The following is a 23580-nucleotide window of genomic DNA, read 5'->3' on the forward strand; positions in this document are numbered from 1 at the left end:
TAAATGAATTGTTATTTACAAAAATACGATATTTATCTTTACGATTGCAAAGTTGACTTTATTTTGTTTCGCCCTTATGAAATACTTATTACGATTTTGTTACAACATTTCGGGGCGTGTAAATTCTCCGGCGATGGGACGGCTCATTTCGTTTCGTATTTCGCGTGGCGACATGTTGTGTCCTAAGAGGAACATCAGTTTGGTAAGCACGCTTTCTGCCGTCGAGTCATAACCGCTGATAACGCCTGCGTCCAGCAGGTGAAGCCCGGTTTCGTAGCGTGCCATTTCCACCATTCCGGTTTGACACTGCGAGATGTTTACAATAACGATTCCCCGCTGCGTAGCCTCTTTCAGCAAGCGGATGAACCACGGTTTCTGAGGCGCGTTGCCCGAACCGTATGTTTTTAGCGCCACAGCTTTCAGTCCCGGCGTATTCAGTACCGTGCGCACGATGTTTTCTTGAATCCCCGGAAACAATGTCAGGATGATAACATTCGTGTCGAACACATAGTGAGGATGCATGGGGATGGAAGGGTCTGCCTTGCGGATGCGGTCATACTCATACTTGATGTGGATACCCGCCGTAGCGAGGGCAGGGTAGTTGTATGAGCGGAACGCATTAAAGTTTTCAGCATTAATCTTCGTGGTACGGTTTCCGCGCAGCAAGTGGTTTTCAAAAAAGATACATACCTCCGGCACTATCGCCGTACCGTCAGGATACTTGGCGGCAGCTATTTCGATGGCAGTAATCAGGTTTTCCTTTCCGTCGGTGCGCAACATCCCGATGGGGAGCTGGCTTCCTGTAAGAATAACCGGCTTGCTCAGATTTTCGAGCATGAAACTCAGTGCCGACGCAGTATATGCCATCGTGTCTGTACCGTGCAGGATAACAAACCCGTCGAAATTATCGTAATTATAATGTATGATTTTTACGAGCTTCGCCCATAATGCCGGTTCCATGTCCGAAGAATCGATAGGCGGAGAAAACTGGTAAGAAGAAATGCGATAGTTGAAGCGTTTCAGTTCCGGCACATTTTCTTGCAGTTGGTCGAAATTAAAGGCTTCTAATGCTCCCGTTTCGGGGTTTTCAATCATACCAATCGTTCCTCCGGTATAAATTAACAAAACGGAAGGATAGTCGGATTTTATCATGGGCTTTTTCTTTTAATTATGCCACAAAGATAGCTTTTAATGTTGAAATACCGAAACGGGAGCGCCTAAAAATAGCAAAATGATTAAAATCGGGGGCGGATGCAGACATTCCTTAACCTTATTTGCTGAGTGCATCCATCAGTCGGTCGGCGGCACGGGCGGCATCGCCTCCTTCTTCTTCGAGCAGCGTGACAAATTTGCTGCCGATGATACATCCTGCCGCGTGAGCTGCCGCAGCCTCATACGTCTGACGGTTTGAGATACCGAAACCAATCATGCGCGGGTTGCGTAAATTCATTGCTTCGATGCGGCGGAAGTATGCCTGCTTCTGTTCATCGAAATCTTTCTGTGCCCCCGTGGTGGCTGCCGACGATACCATGTAGATAAATCCGTCGGTATGGGCGTCGATTTGGCGGACGCGCTCTTCGCTGGTTTCGGGCGTGATGAGCATGATGACTTTTACATCGTAACGCTCGGCTATGGGGCGGTATTCTTCCTCGTAATCCCTGAAAGGAAGGTCGGGGATGATAACTCCGTCGATGCCTGTACGCCGGCAGTCGCGGCAAAAGTTCTCGAAGCCGTATTGCATGATGGGGTTCAGATAGCCCATCAGTATAAGCGGTATCTGTACGGTATCTCTGATGTTTTCTAATTGGGCGAATAGTTTTCGCAGAGTCATTCCGTTGCGCAGGGCACTGGTTGCGGCGGCTTGAATCACCACACCGTCTGCCATCGGGTCGCTGAACGGAATACCGATTTCAATCATGTCCACCCCTTTTTGTTCGAGGGTGCGGATGACGTCTGCCGTGCCTTCCAAAGTAGGAGTGCCGGCACAGAAATAGAGTGAGAAAATTCGGCTTTTCTTGGTACTGAATAATTGATTGATGCGGTTCATAATGTTGACGTGTTTAAAGGGTTGATGGATGTAGTTTTTTTAAATTCGGCGATAAAGCGGGCGAGGGTTTGCGCGTCTTTCATGCCCGGCGCGGATTCAAAGCCGCTGTTCAGGTCGATGCCCTCCCAGCGCGGATGACGGAAAGCCTTCAGTGCCTCCATGCTTTCGGGACGAATCCCTCCGCTCAGCAGAAAAGGCGTACTGCCGCGATAGTGTTCCAAGACGCTCCAGTCGAACGAGCGTCCCGAACCGCCGTATTGCAGGCAGGGAGTGTCGAAGAGGAAGTAATCGCATACGCCGGCATACGGCTCGGTGATTTGGAGTTCCTCCGCACGGTGGATGGCAAACGCCTTGACCACCTTCAGTCCGCTCTTGCGCAGCCGGTCGCAACAGTCGGGCGATTCCGTACCGTGAAGCTGTACGGCGTGCAGTGCCAATGCCTCCGCCTGCCGGAGACAGACCTCCGGAGCGGCATTGACAAACACGCCCACACGCACCACTTTTTGCGGGAGGTATTCCGGCACGCGGTCTATAAAGCGCGGAGAGCGTTCGTAGCAGATAAATCCCATCCAATCGGCTCCCGCCCGTTCCACCTCGCGGATGTTGACGGCATCGCGCATACCACAGACTTTCACTATCATGGCTGTAAGGCTTTTATGAAACCGGAGAGGGTGGCGGCGGGGGCGGCAGTTTTCATGAATGCTTCGCCCATCAGGAATCCACGGAATCCGGCTTCGCGCAACTGACGCACGGTTTCGGGCTGCGATATTCCGCTTTCCGATACCAGCAAGAAATCTTTCGGCAGGCGGTCGGCAAGACGGAACGAGGTCTCGACATCGGTGCGGAACGTCCCCAAATGGCGATTGTTTACGCCCACCATGTCAACGAACTCATTCACGTGTCCCAGTTCTGCCTCATCGTGCAGTTCGAGCAACACCTCTAATTGCAGCTCGTGGGCTTGGCGTGCCAATGTCCGGCATTCTTCTGCCGACAGCACAGAGGCGATGAGCAATACGGCGTCGCTCCCCGTCACCTTTGCTTGGCAGAGCTGGTAACGGCTCACGGTAAAATCTTTGCGCAGGATAGGGAGCGAGGTGCGAGGGCGTGCGGTGCGGATGTCTTTCAGCGTTCCGCCGAAAAACCGTTCGTCTGTCAGGATGGAGAGGGCAGAGGCACCCGCCTGTTCGTAAGCCGGAGGGATGAGCGCAGCGTCCGCCTCGCGGTTAATCCAGTCTTTCGAAGGCGAGCGGCGTTTAAACTCGGCGATGATGCCCGTGGGCGATGCGGCGAGACGCTGCTTCATGCTGACGCACGGCGCGAGGTCTTCCAGCAGGTTTTCTAACTGTGTCATCGAAACCACCTCTTCTTGCTGTTTTATCTCGATACGCTTGTGGGCAACGATGGTTTGCAGGATATCTTGTTCTTTCATGTCAGTCGGCGTTTAGTTCGATAAATTTGCGGAAAGTTTTCAGTGCCTTTCCGCTTTCCAACGATTCGCGTGCGATGGCTACACACTCTTCAATCCGTTTCATAGGCTCTACGGCTTGGATGGCGAACGAAGCGTTAATCAGCACACAGTCGGTTTGGGCTTTCGTGGCGCGGTTTTCGAGCACGTTGTCGAAGATGCGTGCCGCCTCTTGCGGTGTATCGCCTCCGTACAGCTCCTCTTGCCGGGCAATGGAGAACCCCAAGTCGGCAGGGCGGTAGATGGTTTCGTAACGGTTGGTCATCACCTTAAATTCGTCGGTGAGCGAAATCTCGTCGTATCCGTCCAGATTGTTGACCACGGCAAATCCGATGCCCAGACGCTGGAGCGTGTTGGTGTAGAGGCGCATCTGAGGCAAGTCTGCCACCCCCAGCAACTGGTAGGCGGGCAGACAGGGGTTTATCAGCGGGCCTAACAGGTTGAACAGCGTGCGCACGCCCAATGCCTTGCGGATGGCGGCAACCGTCTTCATGGCAGGATTAAACAGCGGGGCGTGGAGGTAAGCCATGTTGCAGTTCTCTATCGAGCGGATGAGGCGTTGGGCATCGTTGGTGAACTTTACTCCGTGCAGCTCCATCACGTTGCTTGCCCCGCTCACCGAGGTAGCCCCGTAATTGCCGTGTTTCGCCACGCGGTAACCCGCACCCGCCACGATGAAGCAGGCACACGTAGAGATGTTGAACGTATTCTTTCCGTCGCCTCCCGTCCCCACGATGTCGATGGGTTGGTAAGCCGAGAGGTCGATGGGGATGCGTGTACTGAGCAGGGCATCGCGGAAACCGATGAGTTCGTCAACCTTCACGCCGCGCATCTGGAAAACCGTAAGCAGGGCGGCTATCTGCGTATCGTTGTATCGTCCGCGCGTAATGTCTTGCAGCAACCGGCAAGCCTCTTCGTGCGTAAGTATCTCGTGATTGAAAAGTCGTATAAGTATTTGTTTCATAGGTGTATCTGTATTTTGTTTTTATACCGGGAAAACGCTACCGTTAGCATCATTCTTTCCAAGCGGTAGCGATGCCCGTTTCTATCCGTAGAACCGGTCGGTCTTACGGGTAGGATTTTTTCTTTCTCTTACTTCCTCGTTTACAGGGCGTTGCCCGAAGCCTCGGCCGGATGAGCCAACCAGTTCTGAATCATGCGCTTGCCGTCGGGCGTCAGTACCGATTCGGGATGGAACTGTATGCCGCGCACGTCGAACAGCTTGTGGCGTAACGCCATGATGTATCCCTCGCGGCTCACGGCAGTAACCTCCAAGCAGGAGGGGAATGCTGCGGTATCTACCACCCACGAGTGGTAACGCCCCACGGCGATTTCGTCGGGCAGTCCGTCGAACAGATAGTCCCGGCACACGATGCATACGGGGCTTTGGATGCCGTGATACACTTCCTTCAGGTTGGTAAGCCGTGCGCCGAACGCCTCGCCGATGGCTTGCTCACCCAGACATACCCCCAAGATGGGTTTCCGTCCGGCATACGTGCGGATGACATCGAGCAGCAGACCCGCCTCTTCAGGGATTCCCGGGCCGGGCGAAAGCAACAGCTTGTCGAATGCTTCAAGTTCTTCCATGCAGAACCGGTCGTTACGCAATACCGTGACCGCCGCTCCTGATTCTTTCACCAAATGACTCAGATTATAGGTAAACGAGTCGTAATTGTCGATAATTGCTATATTCATAGTTTCTTTAAGTCTTATAATTGTTCTGCCAAGAGGATTGCTTTTTTCAATGCTCCCAGCTTGTTGTTTACTTCTTGCAGTTCGTTTTCTTCATTGCTTTTTGCCACGATGCCTCCTCCCGCCTGAAACCACAGCTCGTTGTTCCGGCTCACGAAGGTGCGGATGGTGATAGCCTGATTCAGCGTGCCGTTCAGTCCGATGAACCCGATACATCCGCCGTATGCCCCCCGGTTATGCGGCTCTAATTCGCTGATGAGCTGCATGGCACGCACTTTCGGAGCGCCGCTCAGCGTACCGGCCGGAAAGGTATCGACGAACGTTTTTACCGGATTCGCCCCCTCGTTCAGCATTCCGCTCACGCGGCTCACCAAGTGGATAACGTGGCTGTAATACTGCGGCTCTTTGTAGAAGTCCACTTTTACATCGTGGCAATTCCGGCTCAAGTCGTTCCGTGCAAGGTCGACCAGCATCACGTGTTCGGCGTTCTCCTTCGGGTCGGCAAGCAGGGCGGCAGTCAGTTCGGCATCCTTCGCCTTGTCTCCGTTCCGGCGCGTGGTTCCCGCTATCGGGTCGATGGTAGCCCGCCCGTCTTCTATCTTGCAGTGGGTTTCGGGCGAAGAACCGAAGATGCGGAAGCCTCCGAAATCGAAGTAGAACAGGTACGGCGACGGGTTGATGCTGCGCAGCGCACGGTAGAGCTTGAAGTCGTCGCCCTCGTAACGCTGGACGAAGCGGCGCGAAAGAACAATCTGAAACACGTCGCCCCGCATACAGTGTCCGATGCCCCGGCGGATGTTCGCTTTATGCTCCTCGTCGGTCAGCGTGCTGGTCGTTTCGCCCACGGCACGGAAATCGTACTCGGTAAAATTGCGGTTGTTGATGGCTTTCTCCACTTCGCCGATGTGCGACTGTTCTTTCTCGTCCTGCATTTCGATAAGCACCATTTCGCTCTTGAAATCGTTGAACACCACGAGGTATTTATACAGGATGTACAGCAAGTCGGGCGCATCGTTTTTAGGGTCGCAACTGTCTTTGATGGGGATATGCTCGAAGTAGCGCACGGCGTTGAACGTGGTGTAACCGTAAAGTCCGCAGTAGCGGGCATACTCGCCCGACACGTGGAAGCGCGACAGGAACCGACTGACGGCATCCTCTACGCGGTAGTTCTCTGTGATGGGATGTTCCTCGGTACTGCCGTCGGGATACTTTGCCGTAGCCACGCCGTGGCTCACCCCGATGCTTGCTATCGGGTTCAGCCCGATGAACGAGCGGTTGTTTTCCACCCCGTGATAATCCGAACTTTCCATCAATACACTCTGCGGAAAAAGGTCGCGCACCTTCATGTATGTGCTGACCGGCGTATGGAGGTCGCCCAATAACGTCTTATGCTGGGCAGTATAGCTGTAAGTTTTCATAATCAGATAGTTTAGTAAGGATTGTTTGCCAAGTAAGTTTCAATGTCTTTGTCTCCGCGTCCCGATACGGTGAGCACCACCACGTCGGTGGGGCGGAAGTTCATCTTTTCCAACGCTCCGAGGGCATGAGCCGACTCTAATGCCGGGATGATACCCTCCAACCGGGTCAGTTCGTAAGCCGCCCGTACAGCCTCATCGTCGTTTATGGCGAGCACCGTGGCTCGATGCTGCCTTGCCAAGTTAGCGTGCATCGGTCCGATACCCGGATAATCCAGTCCGGCAGAGATGGAATAAGGCTCCGTTATCTGTCCGTCTTCGTCCTGCATCACTAACGTGCGCGCACCGTGGATGATACCTAACCGTCCTAATTGGATGGTAGCTGCCGACATCAGCGTGTCGATGCCCTTGCCTCCGGCTTCCGCCAGCACGATTTTCACGCGCTCGTCGTCTAAATAATGATAAATGGTTCCGGCGGCATTGCTTCCTCCGCCCACGCAAGCCATCAGATAATCCGGATAGTCGCGTCCCTCCTGTTCCGTCAACTGCTTTTTGATTTCCTCGCTGATGACCGACTGGAGCCGTGCCACCATGTCGGGATAGGGATGAGGCCCTACGGTAGAACCGATGACATAATACGTGTCGGCAGGATGGCAACACCAGTCGCGAATCGCTTCGTTGGTGGCATCTTTCAGCGTCATGTTGCCCGATGTTACCGCCTCCACCCGCGCTCCGAGCATCTTCATCCGCTCTACGTTTACGTGCTGGCGTTCCACGTCTGTTTTACCCATGTAAACCACACATTCCATGCCCATCAGCGCACAGACCGTAGCGGTGGCAACGCCGTGTTGTCCGGCACCCGTTTCGGCGATGATGCGTTTCTTTCCCATCCGTCGGGCTATCAGTACCTGACCGATGGCGTTGTTTATCTTGTGTGCTCCCGTGTGGTTTAAGTCCTCACGCTTCAGGTAAATCTTGCAGCCGTACTTGTCAGACAGTCGGCGGGCGAGGTAGAGCGGCGAGGGACGGCCCACATAATCGCGCAGCAAAGCGGCAAATTCTTGTTTGAAATCCTCGCTGTCCATTACCTTCAGGTAGGCGTTTCGCAGCTCTTCCACACACCGGTGGAGAATTTCGGGGATGTATGCCCCGCCAAATTCTCCGTAATAGCCATTCTCGTTTACTTGATAAGTTTTCATAGTTGCATTTGTATTTTGTATGATTCTGATTCGAAAAAAAAAAACGGGCTGCCGTAAAGTACGACAGCCCGTTACGCTATATCTTGATTCGATTGGTATATACACACGACTGATTTCCCTTACGACCTATGGAGTTGTAAGAGGCGCCACCAGAAGAATGTATTTACCATCGTTTGTTTCATATCAAGTTGTTCTTTTCAGTTATTCGATGCACAAATGTAGGCATAAATTTGGTGATTCCAAACAAAATGTCGTTTTTTTTAAGAAAATAGCGTTTTTTTCTCCGGATTAAGAGTTCATGCTCATCAGGAACTCTTCGTTGTCTTTCGTTTTCTCCAAACGGTCTTTCACGAAATCCATCGCCTCTATCGGGTTCATGTCCGACAGGTACTTACGCAGAATCCACATGCGGTCAAGCGTCGTCTTGTCGAGCAGCAAGTCATCGCGGCGCGTGCTTGAAGCCACGATGTTGACAGCCGGGAAGATGCGCTTGTTGCTCAAGTTGCGGTCGAGCTGAAGCTCCATGTTACCCGTTCCCTTGAACTCTTCGAAGATAACCTCGTCCATCTTCGAGCCCGTGTCGATAAGAGCCGTGGCGATGATGGTCAGCGAGCCTCCGCCTTCGATGTTTCGTGCCGCTCCGAAGAAACGTTTCGGTTTGTGCAGGGCGTTGGCATCCACACCACCCGAAAGCACTTTGCCCGATGCCGGCGAAACGGTGTTGTAAGCGCGTGCCAGTCGGGTGATAGAGTCGAGGAAGATAACCACATCGTGTCCGCACTCTACCATGCGTTTCGCCTTTTCCAGTACGATGCCCGCTATCTTCACGTGGCGTTCGGCAGGTTCGTCGAAAGTCGAAGCAATCACTTCGGCGTTTACGCTGCGCGCCATGTCGGTTACTTCTTCCGGACGTTCGTCGATGAGCAGCATAATCATATACACCTCCGGATGGTTGGCTGCGATGGCATTGGCGATGTCTTTCATCAGAATCGTCTTACCCGTCTTGGGCTGAGCCACGATAAGTGCGCGCTGTCCTTTTCCGATGGGTGAGAACAGATCGACTACGCGAGCCGAAAGATTGTCGTCATAACCCTTGCAGAGCTTGAATTTTTCGTCGGGGAAAAGCGGTGTAAGATGGTCGAACGGAACGCGGTCGCGCACCAGCGACGGTTCAAGTCCGTTGATTTTAGATACTTTTACCAGCGGGAAATATTTTTCTCCTTCTTTGGGCGGGCGGATGATTCCGTCTACGGTATCTCCGGTTTTCAGTCCGAACAGTTTGATTTGCGACTGAGAAACATAAATATCGTCGGGTGACGACAGGTAGTTGTAATCAGATGAGCGGAGGAATCCGTAACCGTCGGGCATGATTTCCAGAACGCCGGTTCCTTTCAGGATATCGTCAAATTCGTAAACCTTTTCAACCGGTTTGGCAGGTTGCGGAGCTGCGGCGGGTTGGTTTGCCGGTGCTTCCGTCTGTGCAGCCGGGGTATTGTTATTATTGTTGTTCGGATTATTGTTAACGTTCGGGCGGTTATTGTTCCGATTGTTATTCTGCCGTTGTTGGCGCGGTTGGAATTTCGGGTTTTTTTGCTCTTTGGCAGGGAGAGTAGGAGGTTCTACTTTGGTAGCTTCGAATTTGCCGAGCAGTTCCGAGGGGATTTCAAATTTTTCGGAAGGAAGGTCTTCGATGGGAACGAAATCGTCTCCGCCCTTCAGGTCGAGCGGTGGAAGCTCCATGTCATCTTCAGCAGCAGGAACAACTACCTCTTGGGCTTCTGTATTTTTCTCTTCTTCCGCTTTTTTCTGTGCTTCCATTGCCTCGCGTGCCAGCGTCGATTTGTTTTTCGAGCCCGGTTTGCGTCCGCGTTTCTTAGGCTGCTTTACTTCCGGTGTTTCTGTTTTAGCTTCTTCTGTTGCGTTGGCTTTTTCAGTCGGGGCTGCGGCTGCCTCTTCTTTAAACAAAAGTGTAGGTGCAGGTAACGCAGGTGTGTTGGCTTCTAATTTTTGTGCCTTGTCTTTTGTTGCAGTATAAACTTTGTCTCCCTCTTTTTTAACGCTGATGCGTGAACGTTTGCGGGGTTGTCCCTCTTTCCGTTCTGCCGCTTTGTTTGCGCCTACGATGGCTTGTTCGTCTAAGATACGGTAGACTAAGTCTTCTTTACGAAGCGATTCGACTTTTTTCAGACCCAACTCTTTGGCTATCTGTTGAAGTTCCGACAAGTCTTTGTCGTTTAATTGAATGATGTTATACATATAAAAATGTGTAATGAGATTAGTAATTTAGCGGCAACGCAGTACATAATGCCGATTAACACTGATCATAAAGAATCGGTGTCGTAATCGTTGCGCGTCAGTAAATTACGGATTTAATTGATATTATTCTTTATTTGGTATAATAAGGAGTAGCCATGCCAGAGGTGTCTTGCTAACCTCGTTTTACATGATTACATCGACAAAGGTAAATGTTTTTTGTCAGAAAATCTAATAAATGCCGTTTTTTTTCTCTTTTCTGCCCACAAATGAAAGATTTGTGCTAACTTAGCCGTTGAATTAATTTAAATAGATATTTAAGAACGATGAAGAAGGTTATTTTTACAGAAAAAGCTCCTGCGGCAATCGGTCCGTACAGCCAAGCTATCGAAGCAAACGGTATGGTGTTTCTTTCCGGACAGATTCCGGTAAATCCGGCAACGGGTGAGTTTGTTGAAGGAGGAGTAACGGAACAAACGATTCAGGTTTTCGAAAATATTAAAAACGTATTGGCTGAAGCCGGACTTACCACGGCGAACATCGTAAAAACAACGGTTTTCCTTGCCGACATGTCGCTCTTTGCCGATATGAACGCCGTATATGCCAAGTATTTCGAAGGCGATTTCCCGGCACGTTCGGCTGTGGCTGTAAAAGCGTTGCCGAAAGGGGCATTGGTGGAAATCGAATGTATCGCCGTGCGGTAAATGGAATTAATCTATTTGTATCACAGCGGTTTCGCTCTGGTGGGCAGCGGTTTTACGCTGGTATTCGATTATTTTGAGGATTCGGAAGGTCCGGACAGCGGAATCCTTCACAGCGAGTTGCTGCAACGTGACGGACGGTTTTACGTGCTGGCGAGCCATTTTCATGCCGACCATTTCAGCCGGGAGGTGCTGAAGTGGCGCGAACAGCGTCCGGACATCGTTTACCTGTTCTCGAAAGACATCCTGCGCCGCCGCCGCGCCGGAAAAGATGAAGCCATATTCCTGAAAAAAGGCGATACGTATGCCGACGAGTGTCTCGCCGTGCGCGCCTTCGGCTCTACCGATGTGGGCGTTTCGTTCTTGGTAGAAGTCGGGGGAAAAAAGATTTTCCATGCGGGCGATTTGAATAACTGGCACTGGATGGACGAGAGCAGCGAGGCGGAGTGGCGCGGATACGAAAAGAATTTCCTTCATGAGCTTGCCGACCTTCGCAGTTATACCTCCGGGCTCGACTTGGCGATGTTTCCCGTCGACCCCCGCTTGGGACGCGAATACATGCGCGGCGCACGCCAGTTTGTAGAGCAGGTGAAGACCGCCGTGTTTGTACCGATGCACTTCGATGAGGCGTATGCCGAGGCAGCAGCTTTCCGCTCCGTGGCAGAGGCGAACGGAGGAAGGATGATTGTGCTTGCCCGCCGCGGGCAGCGCGAATTATTATTTGAGTAATCACTTATATATAATAATGTATATGAAAGTAAAAGGAAGATTTGACCATTTCAATATCAATGTAACCGATTTGAAGCGCAGTATCGAGTTCTACGATAAGGCATTGGGACTGAAAGAGTCTCACCGCAAGGAGGCTGTCGACGGCTCTTTCACGCTGGTTTACCTTACCGACGAGGTGAGCGGCTTTCTGCTGGAGCTGACGTGGCTGCGAGACCACACCGAAGCCTACGAGCTGGGCGAGAACGAGAGCCACCTCTGTTTCCGCGTGGGCGGCGATTACGACGAGGCGCGTGCGTATCACAAAGAGATGGGCTGCGTATGTTTCGAAAACGAGGCGATGGGGCTGTATTTCATCAACGACCCCGATGATTACTGGATAGAAATTCTTCCCGAAAAATAACCTGATGCCTATGATGAAGTATATATCTCCGGGGTCATGGTTTTCGTTGGAATATCCCGACAACTGGTGTGAGGCGGAAGAAGCCGAAGACAGTTTCCTGTTTTACAATCCCGAAAAGTGGAACGGAAACTTCCGCATCTCGGCTTATCAGGGCGAGAACCGTAACTATGCCAAAGACTGCATGGCAGACGAACTGCGCCACACGTCCGGTTCCAAACCCGTAAAGGTGGGCGCGTGGGACTGCGTTTACTTTGCCGAAGCATTTAATGAAGAAGGCACCGATTACGTTTCCCACATCTGGATAACCGGTTGCGGAAGCATAAGCGTGGAATGTTCGTTTACCGTGCGTAAAGGCGACAGCCCCAAACCGGGCGAGGACATTGTGGCATCGCTCCGCGTGCGTCAGCCGGACGAAAAACCGTGGCACGATGTCATCCCCGTGCGTGTTCTCGAAATCAACACCATCAACGAAGGCTATGACTGGGCGGTTTCTACGCTGAAAAAGCAGTTGTCGAAAGATTTCACGGCGCATGAGGCAGACATTGCCAACCTTCAGCGCATGGTAGACGAGGGGAAATTCAAGCCCGGAAACCGTCAGGCGTGGGAGAATTTCGGCATCGCTTTCGGTACGATATTAGTCAACGAAATGGACGGAATGGACTGGGTTACCGTCATCGACGGGAAAAAAGAATATCCCGCACTCCGTTTTGCCGATACCCGGCTTATGGTTTACCCCGTATCGCTGATTTGGAACAAGGTAAGCCGCGGTGAGCCTTGCGACTTGAAGGCAGAATACCTGCGGATACGGCGCGAGGCGGAAGCCGTTATTTAATCGAAAAACCATCCATAGAAATAAAACAATCATGGTTCCGTATTTACAAGTAGAAAACCTGACCAAATCGTTTGGCGACCTTGTGCTTTTCCAGAACATATCGTTCGGCATTGCTGAAGGACAGCGCATCGGGCTGATAGCCAAAAACGGGTCGGGGAAAACCACCCTGCTGAACATTCTGGCAGACAAGGAGGGGTATGATGAGGGCAAGATTACTTATCGGCGAGACCTGCGCGTGGGCTATCTGGAGCAGAGTCCGCACTATCCCGGCGAGCTGACCGTGCTCGAAGCCTGCTTCTATCACGGCACGCCTGTGGTGGAGCTGATAAAAGAGTATGAGCGGTGCATGGAAACGCCGGGCAATCCGGGGATGGACGACCTGCTGGCGCGCATGGAGCATGAAAAGGCGTGGGATTACGAGCGGCGGGCGAAACAGATTCTGTCGCAACTGAAGATTCGCGATTTCAACCAGCCGATAAAGAACCTCTCCGGCGGACAACTGAAGCGGGTGGCACTTGCCAACGTACTGATTACCGAACCCGACTTGCTGATAATGGACGAGCCGACCAACCACTTGGACCTCGACATGACCGAGTGGCTCGAAGAGTATCTCAACCGTGGGAAACTCAGCCTGCTCATGGTGACGCACGACCGTTACTTTCTTGACCGCGTGTGTTCGGAAATCATCGAGATAGATAACCGCCGCATTTATTCGTATAAAGGAAATTACAGCTATTATTTAGAGAAACGGCAAGAGCGCATCGATGCGGCAAATGCCGAGACCGCCCGTGCCAATAACCTGTATCGTACCGAGCTGGAGTGGATGCGCCGGATGCCGCAGGCGCGCGGACACAAGGCACGCTACCGCGAGGAGGCGTTCTACGAGCTGGAGAAAGTGGCGAAACGCCGCACGTACGACGCGCAGGTGAAGCTCGACGTGAAGGCTGCCTACATCGGGTCGAAGATATTCGAGGCAGACCATCTGTGTAAGAGCTTCGGCGACCTGAAGATACTCGACGACTTTTCGTACATCTTTTCCCGCTACGAAAAGATGGGCATCGTGGGCAATAACGGTACGGGGAAATCTACCTTCATCAAGATTCTGATGGGGCTGGAGAAGCCCGACAGCGGACGGATCGACATCGGCGAAACGGTACGCTTCGGCTACTACTCGCAAGAGGGATTGCAGTTCGATGAACAGATGAAGGTAATCGACGTGATAACCGACATCGCCGAGGTAATCGAGCTGGGCAACGGCAAGCGGCTCACGGCATCGCAGTTCCTGCAACATTTTCTTTTCACGCCCGAAACCCAACACAGCTACGTGTATAAGTTGAGCGGCGGAGAGCGCAGGCGGCTGTACCTGTGTACGGTACTGATGCGTAACCCCAACTTCCTCGTGCTCGACGAGCCTACGAACGACCTCGACATCGTGACCCTCCAAGTGCTTGAAGAATACTTGCAGAGCTTCAAGGGGTGTGTCATCGTGGTGAGTCACGACCGTTACTTTATGGACAAGGTGGTAGACCATCTGTTGGTGTTCAAAGGGCAGGGAGACATCCGCGACTTCCCCGGCAACTATACCGACTACCGCGAGTGGAAGCTCGCCAAAGAAGAACATGAGCGGAAAGCAGCGGCAAAGCCGAAGGAGGAAAAAACCAAGCGCGTCCGCACCAACGAACGCCGCCGCATGACCTTCAAGGAGCGTAAGGAATTTGAACAGTTAGAGGTGGAAATCGCCGGACTTGAAAGTGAAAAGAAAGCCATCGAAGAAGCCCTGTGCAGCGGTACGCTGAGCGTAGACGAGCTGACGGAGAAATCGAAACGCCTGCCCGTGCTCAACGATGAGCTGGACGAAAAGACCATGCGCTGGCTCGAATTGAGTGAAATCGAAGGATAATCTTTTGTTCGTATGTATAAAAAAATCACTCCCCGGACGCTTCTGGGGAGTGATTTTTTTCTTTTATTAGCAGAGCTTCCGCTCTATGAAATTTTTCCGTCAGAACGCTACCGTTAGCCTCCTTTCTTTCAAGCCGTAGGGTTCATGGTTTCTATTCGTAAAGCTTGCCGGTGCTGCGGTTAGCGTTTTCTGCCGCCTCCGATGGTCTTCCATACCATCGAACTGAATGCCGCCCCCACAAAAGGAGCCACGATGAAAAGCCAGAGTTGAGACAGTGCCTGTCCGCCTTCCATCAGTGCCGGACCGATGCTGCGTGCCGGATTGACCGATGTCCCCGTGATAGGGATACACACGATGTGAATCAGTACCAGCGACAAACCGATGGCAAGTCCCGCCAAGTTTCCGGCACCTTTCTTCTCATCGGTCGTACCCAGCACCACCAGCACGAAGATGAACGTAAACACCGCCTCGGCAACAAACGCCTGAGCCGTCTCGCCGGGGTCGAACGTGTTCGAGCCGCTCAGGGTAGGACCTCCATGCCCGCCCGTAGAAACCAGCAGCGTAAGAATCAGCGAACCGATGATGGCTCCGATGATCTGGAATATCATATACATGATGGCATCTTTATTCGTCATCCTGCCCGAAAGCCATACGCCCAGCGTAATGGCAGGGTTGATGTGGCAGCCCGACACTCCGCCGATGGTATATGCCATTGCTACTACCGCAAGCCCGAATGCCAGAGCAACACCCAGCGTACCTACGCCGGCTCCCACTTCAGCGGCAGCGTTTCCAGCAAAAACCGCGCTTCCGCATCCCATAAGAACGAGTACCATCGTTCCTATCATTTCTGCTAAATACTTTCTCATACGCTAATAATTTAAAGATTAAACAATCGAAATAAAATCTTAAAAACGACGTATAAATATAGGAAGAAACTTTGAAGCAGCATAATAAAAAAGTATGAAAATTTGGATGATTCGACAAAAATTATGATATTTGGGAGGCAAATCTAAAAAACTTACAACTATGAATGTACAAACGATTGGTGAATGCGCCGGTATCGTCTGGCGCATATTGCATGGCGATAATCGCCGATGGGAGTATAAAGAGTTAAAAGAGGCTTCAGGGCTTAGAGACAGAGAATTAAATGCAGCCATCGGGTGGCTGGCACGCGAAGGAAAAATTCAATTCAGCGAAAATGAAGAGAACCATAAAGGGTGTTTGTATCTTGAATTGAGTTACTATATCGGATAGAGAAAATGAAAGTGCGTAAAGTAATCAAGGCGACCTCAATAACGCTTGTCTCGCTCATTGTTGTGATACTGGCTGTTATTGCGGTCGCCATCAATTTTGTATTTACTTCCGAAAAACTTACGCCCGTGGTGTTGCAGGTGGCGAACCGCTCGCTGAACGCAAAATTAGACATGCGGAGCGTGGAGCTGACTTTCTTTTCTTCGTTTCCGCGCTTCGGGCTGAAGCTCACGGACGGGTCGCTGGTTTCGAAGGCCGTGCGCGACACGCTGTGGCAGAAAACCGATTCGCTCGTATCGTTTAAGAAATGTGTGGTGGTGATCAACCCCATCGATTATCTGAAAGAGAAAAAGATAAACTTATATTATGTAGGACTGGAAGATGCCTCTGTATATGCGTATAAGGGGAAAGACGGGGTGGCTAACTGGGACATCGCGCTGACCGACACCACTGCCGCGGCGGTGGAGGACACCGTGAAGCAGGACACGGCGATGATGATAAGCGAAATCAACATCAACCGTGTAAGGCTGAAGCGGGCGAACGTTACGTTCGACGACCGTGAGACGCGCGTATATGCCGACCTGAAGAATGCGAATCTGAACCTGAGAGCGTCGCTGAAAAAAGGGCACTCGATGATGAACCTGAAATTCGACAACGAAAATATTCTCTTCTGGCAAGACGGGCAGTTGCTGGCTAACAAGATTGCCACGGAGGTGGAAACCGATGTCGACCTGAACCGCGCCACACGGACGCTTACGCTGCGGAATGCACGGCTGGCGGTAAACGGTGTCGAACTCGACGTGAAGGGGACGCTACGCCGCGATACGTTGCGCCGTGTCCTCGAAACCGACCTCACATACGGGCTACATGCACCCTCGCTCGAAACGGTGCTTCATATAATTCCTGAAAGCGTGCTGAAGAAAGAAAAAGTGAAGGCGCAGGGAAACGTGACGGTGGAGGGAACGCTGAAGGGGTTATACGGTAAAAATCAAATGCCCGTGTCTACGCTCAAGGTAACGATAAAGGATGCGTCGGCGAAATATGACCGGATGCCTTACGGGATTGACAATTTCGAGGCTGACTTTTATGCCTACGTTGACCTGATGCGGCACACTCCTTCGTATGCCGATTTGAAGATTTTCCGTTTCCGGGGTGCGCATACCGAAATCTTGGCTGATGCGAAGATTCAAGATTTGCTGGGCGACCCGGACATTACTTTCAATACCCAGTCGAAAGTAGACCTTACGGCGCTTGCCCAGACGTTCCCGCTTCAGAAAGGGGTTGCCATCGAAGGTAAGCTGGATGCCGACCTGCGGCTGCACTGCCGGCTGTCGTCGCTCAAGAAACAAGACTTGGGGCGTATCCGTGCGGGCGGCAAACTGAACATGCAGGGGCTTGCGCTGCGCGACTCCACGAAGCATTTCGAGTTTCTGGGGGATGCTTCGCTGGCGTTTATCGGAAACGATTTCTTGGCGGCAAAACTGGACGTCAGCACCATCAAGGTACGTGCGCCCCGCTTGTCGTCGGACGTGGCTCATCTGAAAGCCACCGTCAAGTCTACCAACCCGCAAGACACCACGCGGATTGTGAGCGTAGAATGTAAATTGGAGGTCAACCGGCTGAAGGGGGCGCTGGGCGATTCGTTAGGCGTGTATTGCCAGAAGGCAAACGCTACCGTGCGCTTGCAGCCTCAGCGGAAGAATCCCGAAAAGCCTCAGGTCGACTTGTCGCTGAAAACCGATACGTTGTTCTGCCGATTAGGCGACATGAAGATGGGAATGGACGAAGGAGGCTTTGCCGTGACAGCCGACAAGGTGCGCGATTCGCTGTGGATTCCGAAAGGCATCATCGGCTTCAACCGCCTTACCGTTCGTACGCCGCAGTTCGCCTTGCCCATACGGATGCGGAAAACTTCGGTCACGGTGGGCAACCGGGCGATTACGCTGCGGAATGCAAGTATGCGCATCGGGCGTTCGAACCTGACGGCGTCAGGAGCGGTACATGATTTGTACGGAGCCATGAAACACCATCGGATGTTGCGTGCCAATCTTGAAATCTCATCGCGCAACTTAGACTGTAACCAGCTTATCAATTCGCTGAATTTCCCGCAGGATACCTTGCAGGCAGAAGTGGATACGGCGAGCAGCGATGCCCCGATGGAACTGTTTGTCATCCCCAAGAACATCGACTTTGAGTTGCAGACCAACCTGAAGCGGGTTACTTACGGAAAGATGGTGTTCGAGAACGTAAACGGGGCGGTAGACGTGCGTAATCAGGCGGTTCACCTGAAAAACCTCAGTATGCGCGGACTGGATGCCGACATGCGTGCCACGTTAGTGTATCGCGCCAAACGCAAGGCGAGGGGATATGCCGGCTTCGATTTCCGCCTGAAGCGCATCAACATCGGCAGGCTGGTAGAGTTTGCCCCGTCGCTCGACACCATCGTCCCGATGCTGCGCTCGTTTAAAGGAACGGTCGACTTTGAGGCGGCTGCCGAAACGGTACTCGACTCGGCACTCAACATCAAGATACCTTCGCTGCGCGCGGCGGTTCACATCAAAGGAGACAGTCTGGTACTGATGGACGGAGAGACCTTTGCCGAAATATCTAAGAAACTCCTGTTTAAGAACAAAGAGCGGAACGTGTTCGACAGTATTTCGGTCAACCTTACCGTTGACGACGGCGACGTTACCATCTACCCGTTCGTGGTTCAGATAGACCGCTACAAAGCTGCCGTGGGAGGAACGCAGGGGCTGGATATGAATTTCGATTATCACATCTCCATCCTCAAGTCGCCCGTGCCGTTCAAGTTGGGGCTGAACATTTCCGGTAATCTGGACGACATGAAGTTCCGACTCGGCAAGGCAAAATATAAAGATGCCGTAACGCCTGTTGCCATCCGAAAGGTAGACAGTACGCGCGTGAACATGGGTAGGAATATCGTCCGCGATTTTGAGCAGGTGATGAACCGGAGCGGCGGACGTATGTCTGCAAAGGCGAGGGAAGCGGAATAACTACGAAACACGAAAGGATGCGCCACACATACACACCGTGGGCATCCTTTCGTGTTTTTGTCTCAGTCTCTGAACAAGTACACCTTCGCCCCGAACGAGATGCGGAGGATGTCTTTCATGCTCAGGCTCTTGTTTGTAGCTTTGCTGACGAGGTAAAGCTCGCAGGTACTTATTTCGTAATAAAACGATACGTTGCGCAGCAGCGAGTGGGGAACATCTACCCCGAAGCGCTGTCCCACGAAGATATACGGGCGAATCTTCGTACTGAAGTTGTAATACGAGTTAGGGTATCGTCCCGGCTCTTTTTCCCAAAACTCCTCTCCCGCGATGGTGGTTATGTAAAGTCCGCAGTAGAAAGGCTCCGCCACCCAGCGGTCGGCAAACGTGATGCTCCACGGGATGTAATTCTGCTTCACCGTAAACGTCAGCCGGAACTTGCTGGCATATTTCTTGGGCAGGTAGCCGATGAGGAAGTCTGTTTCCCACTGGCGGCGTTTCCCGTAGTCCCATCCCACTCCTACGCTCGATACGCCCATGCCTCCGGCGTACTGCCATTTGGCATGAGTAGGCTTCAGCCGTTCCCAGCCTTTATATTTCAGGTGTACGCGCTTGTCCCATTTCCGTGGGGCGGCAAGCGAGTCGGACGAAGCTGCCCGGGCAGACACCAAGACGATGCATAGCAACAAGTTAGTAATAAACCACTTCATAGGTATAATCGTTTTCGTTGATGGTAAAGTAAAGGTACGCCCGCTTTTTTGCACACGGACACTGGTAATACAGCGTACCGTCGTCGAAAAAATCGTTCACCGTAATGTTATGCCCGTGTCCGTGGATACAGAATTGCAGTTTCGGGAATTGGTCGATGATATAGTGAAAAATGGGAGCCACGTTGTTGTTAAACTGCTCCGAGTAAGGAGCGGCGTGCATCGCCACCACCGTCTTCTCCACCTCCGGCGTGAGCGATGCAAGCTCGTTTGACAAGAAAGTGAAGTCGGGGACGGCATCGGTGTAGTCAAACTCCAGTGCATTGGTGTTCAGGCAGATAAAGCGCGTGTTGCCATACGTAAACGCAAAATCCTCTTCCCCGAAAATGATGTTGAACACCTCTTTCCCCGTGGCAAGGCAGTCGTGATTCCCCAGCAAACACACGTAAGGCACGTTCAGGCGGTTCAGTATGTCGCGTTGTTTCTCAAATTCCAGCTTCGCTCCGAAGTCCGACAGGTCTCCCGTATGCACCACAAAGTCCACGTCCGTGCGCCGGTTGATAGCCTCCACCGCATCCTCCGTTTCATCGTACCACCGTTGCGTATCGCTGATAACGGCAAAGGCAAATTCCTTTCTTCCTTTACCCGTTTCCTCGATAATCGCGATGTTCTTCTCGTTGATACCCGTCTCCCCGTCGATGTCCAAGTCATACGGATGATACTCTATCATGTCACACCCCGCCAACAGCAGGCACACCGTGAGCAAAAAAGTTGAAATTTGGTTTTTCTGTGTCATGGCTGTTACATTTCTGTTGCAAAGAACGGAAGAAAAAACCAATCTTCCGTTTTCAGATATTCGGTAAAAATGTTCGATTTGAAAGAAGATGAATGAAAACGGGAATTTTATTGAGCATTACAGATTACGCAGAGTAGGTAAAAACGAATAATCGGTATGGATTGGATTACGATGCAAGTATTATGGGGCTGGGTGCAATGGCAGTTTCGGATGAGTTGATTTGCTTCCTTTATTCTCCTTTAAGCGTGAATGAGTTTGACATGCAGGGAGGCGCATCCAGTGAAGTATTGTGTTTTGACTGGACGGGTAATAAAGTACGGAAGTATATCCTGCCTTTCCCTGTCAATACATTTTGCGTAGACAAAAATTATTTGTATGGAGTAAGGGAAAATGAAAATGAATCCGTCTTATACAGATTCCCTTTGTAGTTAGTTCTCTTTTCCGCACGAACTGAAAAATCCCAATTTTTAGGTATTTCATAACTGCCTGCGATGCTGTTACTTTGCGGTATCGAATTTTAATAATGAAGACAATGAAAAAAATTGGTATTTTTTATGGTTCTACAACAGGCACTACCGAGTCTGTTGCACGCATGATTGCTGAAAAATTAGGTGTGGCTGCTGCCGATGTGCACGATGTGAGCAAGATGACTGCCGAGCTTGCCGGGAGTTACGAAGCATTGGTGCTGGGTACTTCGACATGGGGCGACGGCGAACTGCAAGACGACTGGTACGACGGTGTTAAGGTGTTGAAAGGGATGAACCTCTCCGATAAAGTGATTGCCCTGTTCGGCTGCGGCGACTCGGAATCTTACTCCGATACTTTCTGCGACGGCATGGGGGTTATCTACGAAGACCTGAAAGACAGCGGATGCCGTTTCGTGGGGGCTGTGCCCGACACCGGATATACGTACAGCTCGTCTATCGCCGTGACAGACGGAAAGTTTGTAGGGCTGGCTATCGACGAAATGAACGAAAGCGACAAAACCGAGGCGCGCGTATCGGCATGGACCGACCTGCTGAAAGCTGACTTGGCATAACCCTTTTCTCTCTGTTTCTAACGAAGTTTCACTGACACATATATAAATCGAAAAAGCCTATGATAACCCCCGATATTCATCCTTCCGAACTGAAAGTGTTCCTCAACCACGTTTACGAGTTTAAGAAAGGCGTGCGCCAGATGGTGCTTTACACCACCAACAAGAAGTACGAAGACTTTGCCGTAAACCGCCTGAAAAGCCAGCATATCCGTTTCGTTATCCAGCCCGTGGACGGCGAGCGCATCAACTTGTTTTTCGGCAAGGCGGAGTGCATCGAAGCCATCCGTCTGATGGTGACCCGCCCGCTGAACATGCTCACGCCCGAAGAAGATTTCATACTGGGGGCGATGTTAGGCTACGATATATGTGCGCAGTGCAAGCGTTACTGCGACCGCAAGACGCGCAAACGCTGCACGATGAAAAAACAGTAACTGAAAGGTGAATAATGAATGGCAGACAGGGCATTGCCGTCATTCATTATTCACTCTTCCGTTTTTCTTTATATATTCCTTTTCCATTCAGCCACCGTGACCGTTCGCCTCTGCTCGCAGGAAAAGCACGAAAATACACACACGCCAATACACCGGAGGAAACTTTTTTGTAGAAACACAAGCCGGTTTATAAAGATTATTCATAATTTTGCATCCGTTTGTTACAGACTGAAACAATTTAACAACAGATAAAACTATGATAACATTTGTATTGAGCCTTGTGGCCCTTGTGGTGGGCTACCTTGTTTACGGGCGCATTGTAGAGCGGGTGTTTGCTCCCGACGACCGTCCCACCCCGGCGGTAAGCATGGCAGACGGGGTAGATTACGTGGTGCTTCCCGGATGGAAAATTTTCATGATTCAGTTTCTGAACATTGCAGGCACAGGCCCTATCTTCGGGGCGATTATGGGTGCCAAGTTCGGTCCTTCTGCCTACCTGTGGATTGTTTTCGGGTGTATCTTTGCCGGAGCCGTCCACGATTACCTGAGCGGTATGCTTTCCATGCGCCACGGCGGGGCAGGGTTGCCCGAACTGGTGGGCGCTTACTTGGGCGGACGCACCAAGAAAGTGATGCTGGTATTCTCCGTCTTCCTGCTGCTGATGGTAGGTGCCGTGTTCGTGTATAGCCCGGCAATCATTCTCGGCAAGCTGTGCAGCGATTCGCTCACGTGGGTCTACATCTGGTGCCTCATCATTTTTGTTTACTATTTCCTTGCCACCATGTTGCCTATCGACAAAATCATCGGCCGCATCTATCCGCTTTTCGCCATAGCCATGCTGTTTATGGCAGTGGCATTGATGGTCGTGCTTTTCGTCAGATGGCCCTCCCTGCCCGAACTGACCGACGGGCTTGCCAACATGAATCCGTCTTTGGGTACGATATTCCCCTGCCTGTTCATCACCATCGCCTGCGGAGCCATCAGCGGTTTCCATGCCACCCAGAGTCCGCTTATGGCACGCTGTATCAAGAGCGAACGTCAAGGGCGGCCCTTGTTTTACGGTGCGATGATAACCGAAGGCGTGGTAGCATTGATATGGGCCACCGTGTCTATGTATTTCTTCTATGGAGGTGCCGCCGGCGAGCTGGGCGTACCTGCCACGCTCCAAGCCCCCGAAGTGGTTACCACCGTATCTCAAGGATGGTTGGGAGTATTCGGCGGAGCTTTGGCGATACTGGGCGTAGTGGCAGCCCCCATCACCAGCGGAGACACCGCCCTGCGCAGTGCCCGGCTCATCATAGCCGAGTTCCTGCATCTGGAGCAACATACCATCCGCAAGCGCATCTATATCTGCATCCCCGTATTCGGTGTCACGCTGGCACTCCTGTGGTATAACATTGCCGATGAAGACGGGTTCAACGTGATATGGAACTACTTCGGATGGGCAAACCAGACTTTGGCAGTATTCACGCTCTGGACGTTGACGGTTTATTTAGTGCGCAAGAAAAAGAATTACTGGATTACCCTCCTGCCGGCGATGTTTATGACAGCGGTCTGCATTTCTTTCCTGCTCATCTCCGACAACAGTTTCGGGTTGCCTCCCGTCGTGGGCTATGTATCGGCAGCCGTGGCATTCGTTTTGTCGGGCTTGCTTTTTGCCGTGTGGAAAACCCGGTGCGTGAAATGAAGTGTGTGTACCGGCGTAGAAAATA

23 protein-coding genes are annotated in these 23580 nt (G+C 51.8%); 11 read left to right on the plus strand and 12 right to left on the minus strand.

Annotated features, from left to right (window positions below; genetic code table 11):
* Positions 1-99 precede the first annotated feature (99 nt).
* The 9 genes from M3085_RS04050 to rho all read right to left on the minus strand — a co-directional run bounded on the left by M3085_RS04050 (position 100) and on the right by rho (position 10074).
* A complete protein-coding gene (locus M3085_RS04050; RefSeq protein ID WP_178256942.1) occupies positions 100-1152 on the minus strand; it encodes an asparaginase in 1053 nt (350 codons plus the stop codon).
* Positions 1153-1270: 118 nt separating this feature from the next.
* Positions 1271-2047, minus strand: a complete 777-nt coding sequence (gene trpA / locus M3085_RS04055; RefSeq protein ID WP_249052354.1) for a tryptophan synthase subunit alpha — start codon at positions 2045-2047, stop codon at positions 1271-1273.
* Positions 2044-2688: a phosphoribosylanthranilate isomerase gene (locus M3085_RS04060; protein WP_191709624.1), complete on the minus strand. Its 645-nt coding sequence runs from the start codon at positions 2686-2688 to the stop codon at positions 2044-2046. Before M3085_RS04060 ends, trpA begins: the two co-directional genes overlap by 4 nt.
* Positions 2685-3476 carry an indole-3-glycerol phosphate synthase TrpC gene (gene trpC / locus M3085_RS04065; protein WP_249052355.1) on the minus strand — a complete coding sequence of 264 codons (792 nt, stop codon included), beginning with the start codon at positions 3474-3476 and terminating at the stop codon, positions 2685-2687. Before trpC ends, M3085_RS04060 begins: the two co-directional genes overlap by 4 nt.
* Before the next feature lies 1 nt (position 3477).
* Positions 3478-4476: an anthranilate phosphoribosyltransferase gene (gene trpD, locus M3085_RS04070; protein ID WP_249052356.1), complete on the minus strand. Its 999-nt coding sequence runs from the start codon at positions 4474-4476 to the stop codon at positions 3478-3480.
* 140 nt (positions 4477-4616) lie between these two features.
* Positions 4617-5207 carry an anthranilate synthase component II gene (locus M3085_RS04075; protein WP_249052357.1) on the minus strand — a complete coding sequence of 197 codons (591 nt, stop codon included), beginning with the start codon at positions 5205-5207 and terminating at the stop codon, positions 4617-4619.
* 14 nt (positions 5208-5221) lie between these two features.
* A complete protein-coding gene (locus M3085_RS04080) occupies positions 5222-6622 on the minus strand; it encodes an anthranilate synthase component I family protein (protein ID WP_178256948.1) in 1401 nt (466 codons plus the stop codon).
* Positions 6623-6633: 11 nt separating this feature from the next.
* Entirely contained in the window at positions 6634-7818 is a 1185-nt protein-coding gene (gene trpB / locus M3085_RS04085) for a tryptophan synthase subunit beta (protein ID WP_178256949.1), read from the minus strand.
* A 288-nt stretch (positions 7819-8106) separates the two neighbouring features.
* The gene (rho, locus tag M3085_RS04090; protein WP_249052358.1) at positions 8107-10074 is read right to left on the minus strand and encodes a transcription termination factor Rho; all 1968 of its coding nucleotides are present in this window, start codon (positions 10072-10074) and stop codon (positions 8107-8109) included.
* Between the two features lie 323 nt (positions 10075-10397).
* Between rho and M3085_RS04095 the strand changes: the two genes are divergently transcribed.
* Genes M3085_RS04095 through M3085_RS04115 form a run of 5 tightly spaced genes read left to right on the plus strand, consistent with a single transcriptional unit; the run spans position 10398 to position 14633 of the window.
* Positions 10398-10775, plus strand: coding sequence for a RidA family protein (locus tag M3085_RS04095; protein WP_249052359.1), 378 nt, complete (start codon positions 10398-10400; stop codon positions 10773-10775).
* Positions 10776-11501: an MBL fold metallo-hydrolase gene (locus tag M3085_RS04100; protein WP_249052360.1), complete on the plus strand. Its 726-nt coding sequence runs from the start codon at positions 10776-10778 to the stop codon at positions 11499-11501. It abuts the gene before it with no gap.
* 22 nt (positions 11502-11523) lie between these two features.
* Positions 11524-11901, plus strand: a complete 378-nt coding sequence (locus tag M3085_RS04105) for a VOC family protein (RefSeq protein WP_249052361.1) — start codon at positions 11524-11526, stop codon at positions 11899-11901.
* 13 nt (positions 11902-11914) lie between these two features.
* A complete protein-coding gene (locus M3085_RS04110; RefSeq protein WP_249052426.1) occupies positions 11915-12733 on the plus strand; it encodes a DUF3805 domain-containing protein in 819 nt (272 codons plus the stop codon).
* A 31-nt stretch (positions 12734-12764) separates the two neighbouring features.
* Complete coding sequence (locus tag M3085_RS04115; RefSeq protein WP_249052362.1) at positions 12765-14633, plus strand: ABC-F family ATP-binding cassette domain-containing protein; 1869 nt, start codon at positions 12765-12767, stop codon at positions 14631-14633.
* A gap of 179 nt (positions 14634-14812) precedes the next feature.
* Here M3085_RS04115 and M3085_RS04120 read toward each other — a convergent pair whose 3' ends face one another.
* Positions 14813-15499: an MIP family channel protein gene (locus M3085_RS04120; protein ID WP_178256955.1), complete on the minus strand. Its 687-nt coding sequence runs from the start codon at positions 15497-15499 to the stop codon at positions 14813-14815.
* A 160-nt stretch (positions 15500-15659) separates the two neighbouring features.
* Between M3085_RS04120 and M3085_RS04125 the strand changes: the two genes are divergently transcribed.
* Positions 15660-15887: a winged helix-turn-helix domain-containing protein gene (locus M3085_RS04125; RefSeq protein ID WP_178256956.1), complete on the plus strand. Its 228-nt coding sequence runs from the start codon at positions 15660-15662 to the stop codon at positions 15885-15887.
* Between the two features lie 5 nt (positions 15888-15892).
* The gene (locus M3085_RS04130; protein WP_249052363.1) at positions 15893-18898 is read left to right on the plus strand and encodes an AsmA-like C-terminal region-containing protein; all 3006 of its coding nucleotides are present in this window, start codon (positions 15893-15895) and stop codon (positions 18896-18898) included.
* A 62-nt stretch (positions 18899-18960) separates the two neighbouring features.
* On the opposite strand, the gene M3085_RS04135 is transcribed toward M3085_RS04130, so the two are convergent.
* Together M3085_RS04135 and M3085_RS04140 are read right to left on the minus strand one after the other, a co-directional pair.
* Positions 18961-19605, minus strand: coding sequence for a hypothetical protein (locus M3085_RS04135; RefSeq protein ID WP_249052364.1), 645 nt, complete (start codon positions 19603-19605; stop codon positions 18961-18963).
* Positions 19586-20398: a metallophosphoesterase family protein gene (locus M3085_RS04140; protein ID WP_204499844.1), complete on the minus strand. Its 813-nt coding sequence runs from the start codon at positions 20396-20398 to the stop codon at positions 19586-19588. The genes M3085_RS04135 and M3085_RS04140 overlap by 20 nt, the downstream gene beginning before the upstream one ends.
* 161 nt (positions 20399-20559) lie before the next feature.
* Between M3085_RS04140 and M3085_RS04145 the strand changes: the two genes are divergently transcribed.
* The 4 genes from M3085_RS04145 to M3085_RS04160 all read left to right on the plus strand — a co-directional run bounded on the left by M3085_RS04145 (position 20560) and on the right by M3085_RS04160 (position 23555).
* The gene (locus M3085_RS04145) at positions 20560-20826 is read left to right on the plus strand and encodes a BF3164 family lipoprotein (RefSeq protein WP_249052365.1); all 267 of its coding nucleotides are present in this window, start codon (positions 20560-20562) and stop codon (positions 20824-20826) included.
* Positions 20827-20930: 104 nt separating this feature from the next.
* Positions 20931-21437 carry a flavodoxin FldA gene (fldA, locus tag M3085_RS04150; protein WP_178256959.1) on the plus strand — a complete coding sequence of 169 codons (507 nt, stop codon included), beginning with the start codon at positions 20931-20933 and terminating at the stop codon, positions 21435-21437.
* A gap of 59 nt (positions 21438-21496) precedes the next feature.
* The gene (locus M3085_RS04155; protein ID WP_178256960.1) at positions 21497-21868 is read left to right on the plus strand and encodes a DUF2023 family protein; all 372 of its coding nucleotides are present in this window, start codon (positions 21497-21499) and stop codon (positions 21866-21868) included.
* Positions 21869-22124: 256 nt separating this feature from the next.
* Positions 22125-23555, plus strand: a complete 1431-nt coding sequence (locus M3085_RS04160) for a carbon starvation protein A (protein ID WP_178256961.1) — start codon at positions 22125-22127, stop codon at positions 23553-23555.
* Positions 23556-23580: the final 25 nt, after the last annotated feature.

This window comes from Bacteroides caecicola (assembly GCF_023337095.1).
Classification (GTDB): Bacteria; Bacteroidota; Bacteroidia; order Bacteroidales; family Bacteroidaceae; genus Phocaeicola; species Phocaeicola gallinarum.

Bases quoted from the DNA above. Each gene is read 5' to 3' on its own strand.
- trpC (WP_249052355.1), bottom strand. From the start codon at position 3,476: ATGAAAGAACAAGATATCCTGCAAACCATCGTTGCCCACAAGCGTATC.
- M3085_RS04125 (WP_178256956.1), top strand. From the start codon at position 15,660: ATGAATGTACAAACGATTGGTGAATGCGCCGGTATCGTCTGGCGCATA.
- M3085_RS04120 (WP_178256955.1), bottom strand. From the start codon at position 15,499: ATGAGAAAGTATTTAGCAGAAATGATAGGAACGATGGTACTCGTTCTT.
- M3085_RS04115 (WP_249052362.1), top strand. From the start codon at position 12,765: ATGGTTCCGTATTTACAAGTAGAAAACCTGACCAAATCGTTTGGCGAC.
- M3085_RS04130 (WP_249052363.1), top strand. From the start codon at position 15,893: ATGAAAGTGCGTAAAGTAATCAAGGCGACCTCAATAACGCTTGTCTCG.
- M3085_RS04100 (WP_249052360.1), top strand. From the start codon at position 10,776: ATGGAATTAATCTATTTGTATCACAGCGGTTTCGCTCTGGTGGGCAGC.
- M3085_RS04050 (WP_178256942.1), bottom strand. From the start codon at position 1,152: ATGATAAAATCCGACTATCCTTCCGTTTTGTTAATTTATACCGGAGGA.
- M3085_RS04160 (WP_178256961.1), top strand. From the start codon at position 22,125: ATGATAACATTTGTATTGAGCCTTGTGGCCCTTGTGGTGGGCTACCTT.
- trpA (WP_249052354.1), bottom strand. From the start codon at position 2,047: ATGAACCGCATCAATCAATTATTCAGTACCAAGAAAAGCCGAATTTTC.
- M3085_RS04135 (WP_249052364.1), bottom strand. From the start codon at position 19,605: ATGAAGTGGTTTATTACTAACTTGTTGCTATGCATCGTCTTGGTGTCT.
- rho (WP_249052358.1), bottom strand. From the start codon at position 10,074: ATGTATAACATCATTCAATTAAACGACAAAGACTTGTCGGAACTTCAA.
- M3085_RS04095 (WP_249052359.1), top strand. From the start codon at position 10,398: ATGAAGAAGGTTATTTTTACAGAAAAAGCTCCTGCGGCAATCGGTCCG.
- M3085_RS04140 (WP_204499844.1), bottom strand. From the start codon at position 20,398: ATGACACAGAAAAACCAAATTTCAACTTTTTTGCTCACGGTGTGCCTG.
- M3085_RS04110 (WP_249052426.1), top strand. From the start codon at position 11,915: ATGAAGTATATATCTCCGGGGTCATGGTTTTCGTTGGAATATCCCGAC.
- trpB (WP_178256949.1), bottom strand. From the start codon at position 7,818: ATGAAAACTTATCAAGTAAACGAGAATGGCTATTACGGAGAATTTGGC.
- trpD (WP_249052356.1), bottom strand. From the start codon at position 4,476: ATGAAACAAATACTTATACGACTTTTCAATCACGAGATACTTACGCAC.
- M3085_RS04155 (WP_178256960.1), top strand. From the start codon at position 21,497: ATGATAACCCCCGATATTCATCCTTCCGAACTGAAAGTGTTCCTCAAC.
- fldA (WP_178256959.1), top strand. From the start codon at position 20,931: ATGAAAAAAATTGGTATTTTTTATGGTTCTACAACAGGCACTACCGAG.
- M3085_RS04080 (WP_178256948.1), bottom strand. From the start codon at position 6,622: ATGAAAACTTACAGCTATACTGCCCAGCATAAGACGTTATTGGGCGAC.
- M3085_RS04075 (WP_249052357.1), bottom strand. From the start codon at position 5,207: ATGAATATAGCAATTATCGACAATTACGACTCGTTTACCTATAATCTG.
- M3085_RS04060 (WP_191709624.1), bottom strand. From the start codon at position 2,688: ATGATAGTGAAAGTCTGTGGTATGCGCGATGCCGTCAACATCCGCGAG.
- M3085_RS04105 (WP_249052361.1), top strand. From the start codon at position 11,524: ATGAAAGTAAAAGGAAGATTTGACCATTTCAATATCAATGTAACCGAT.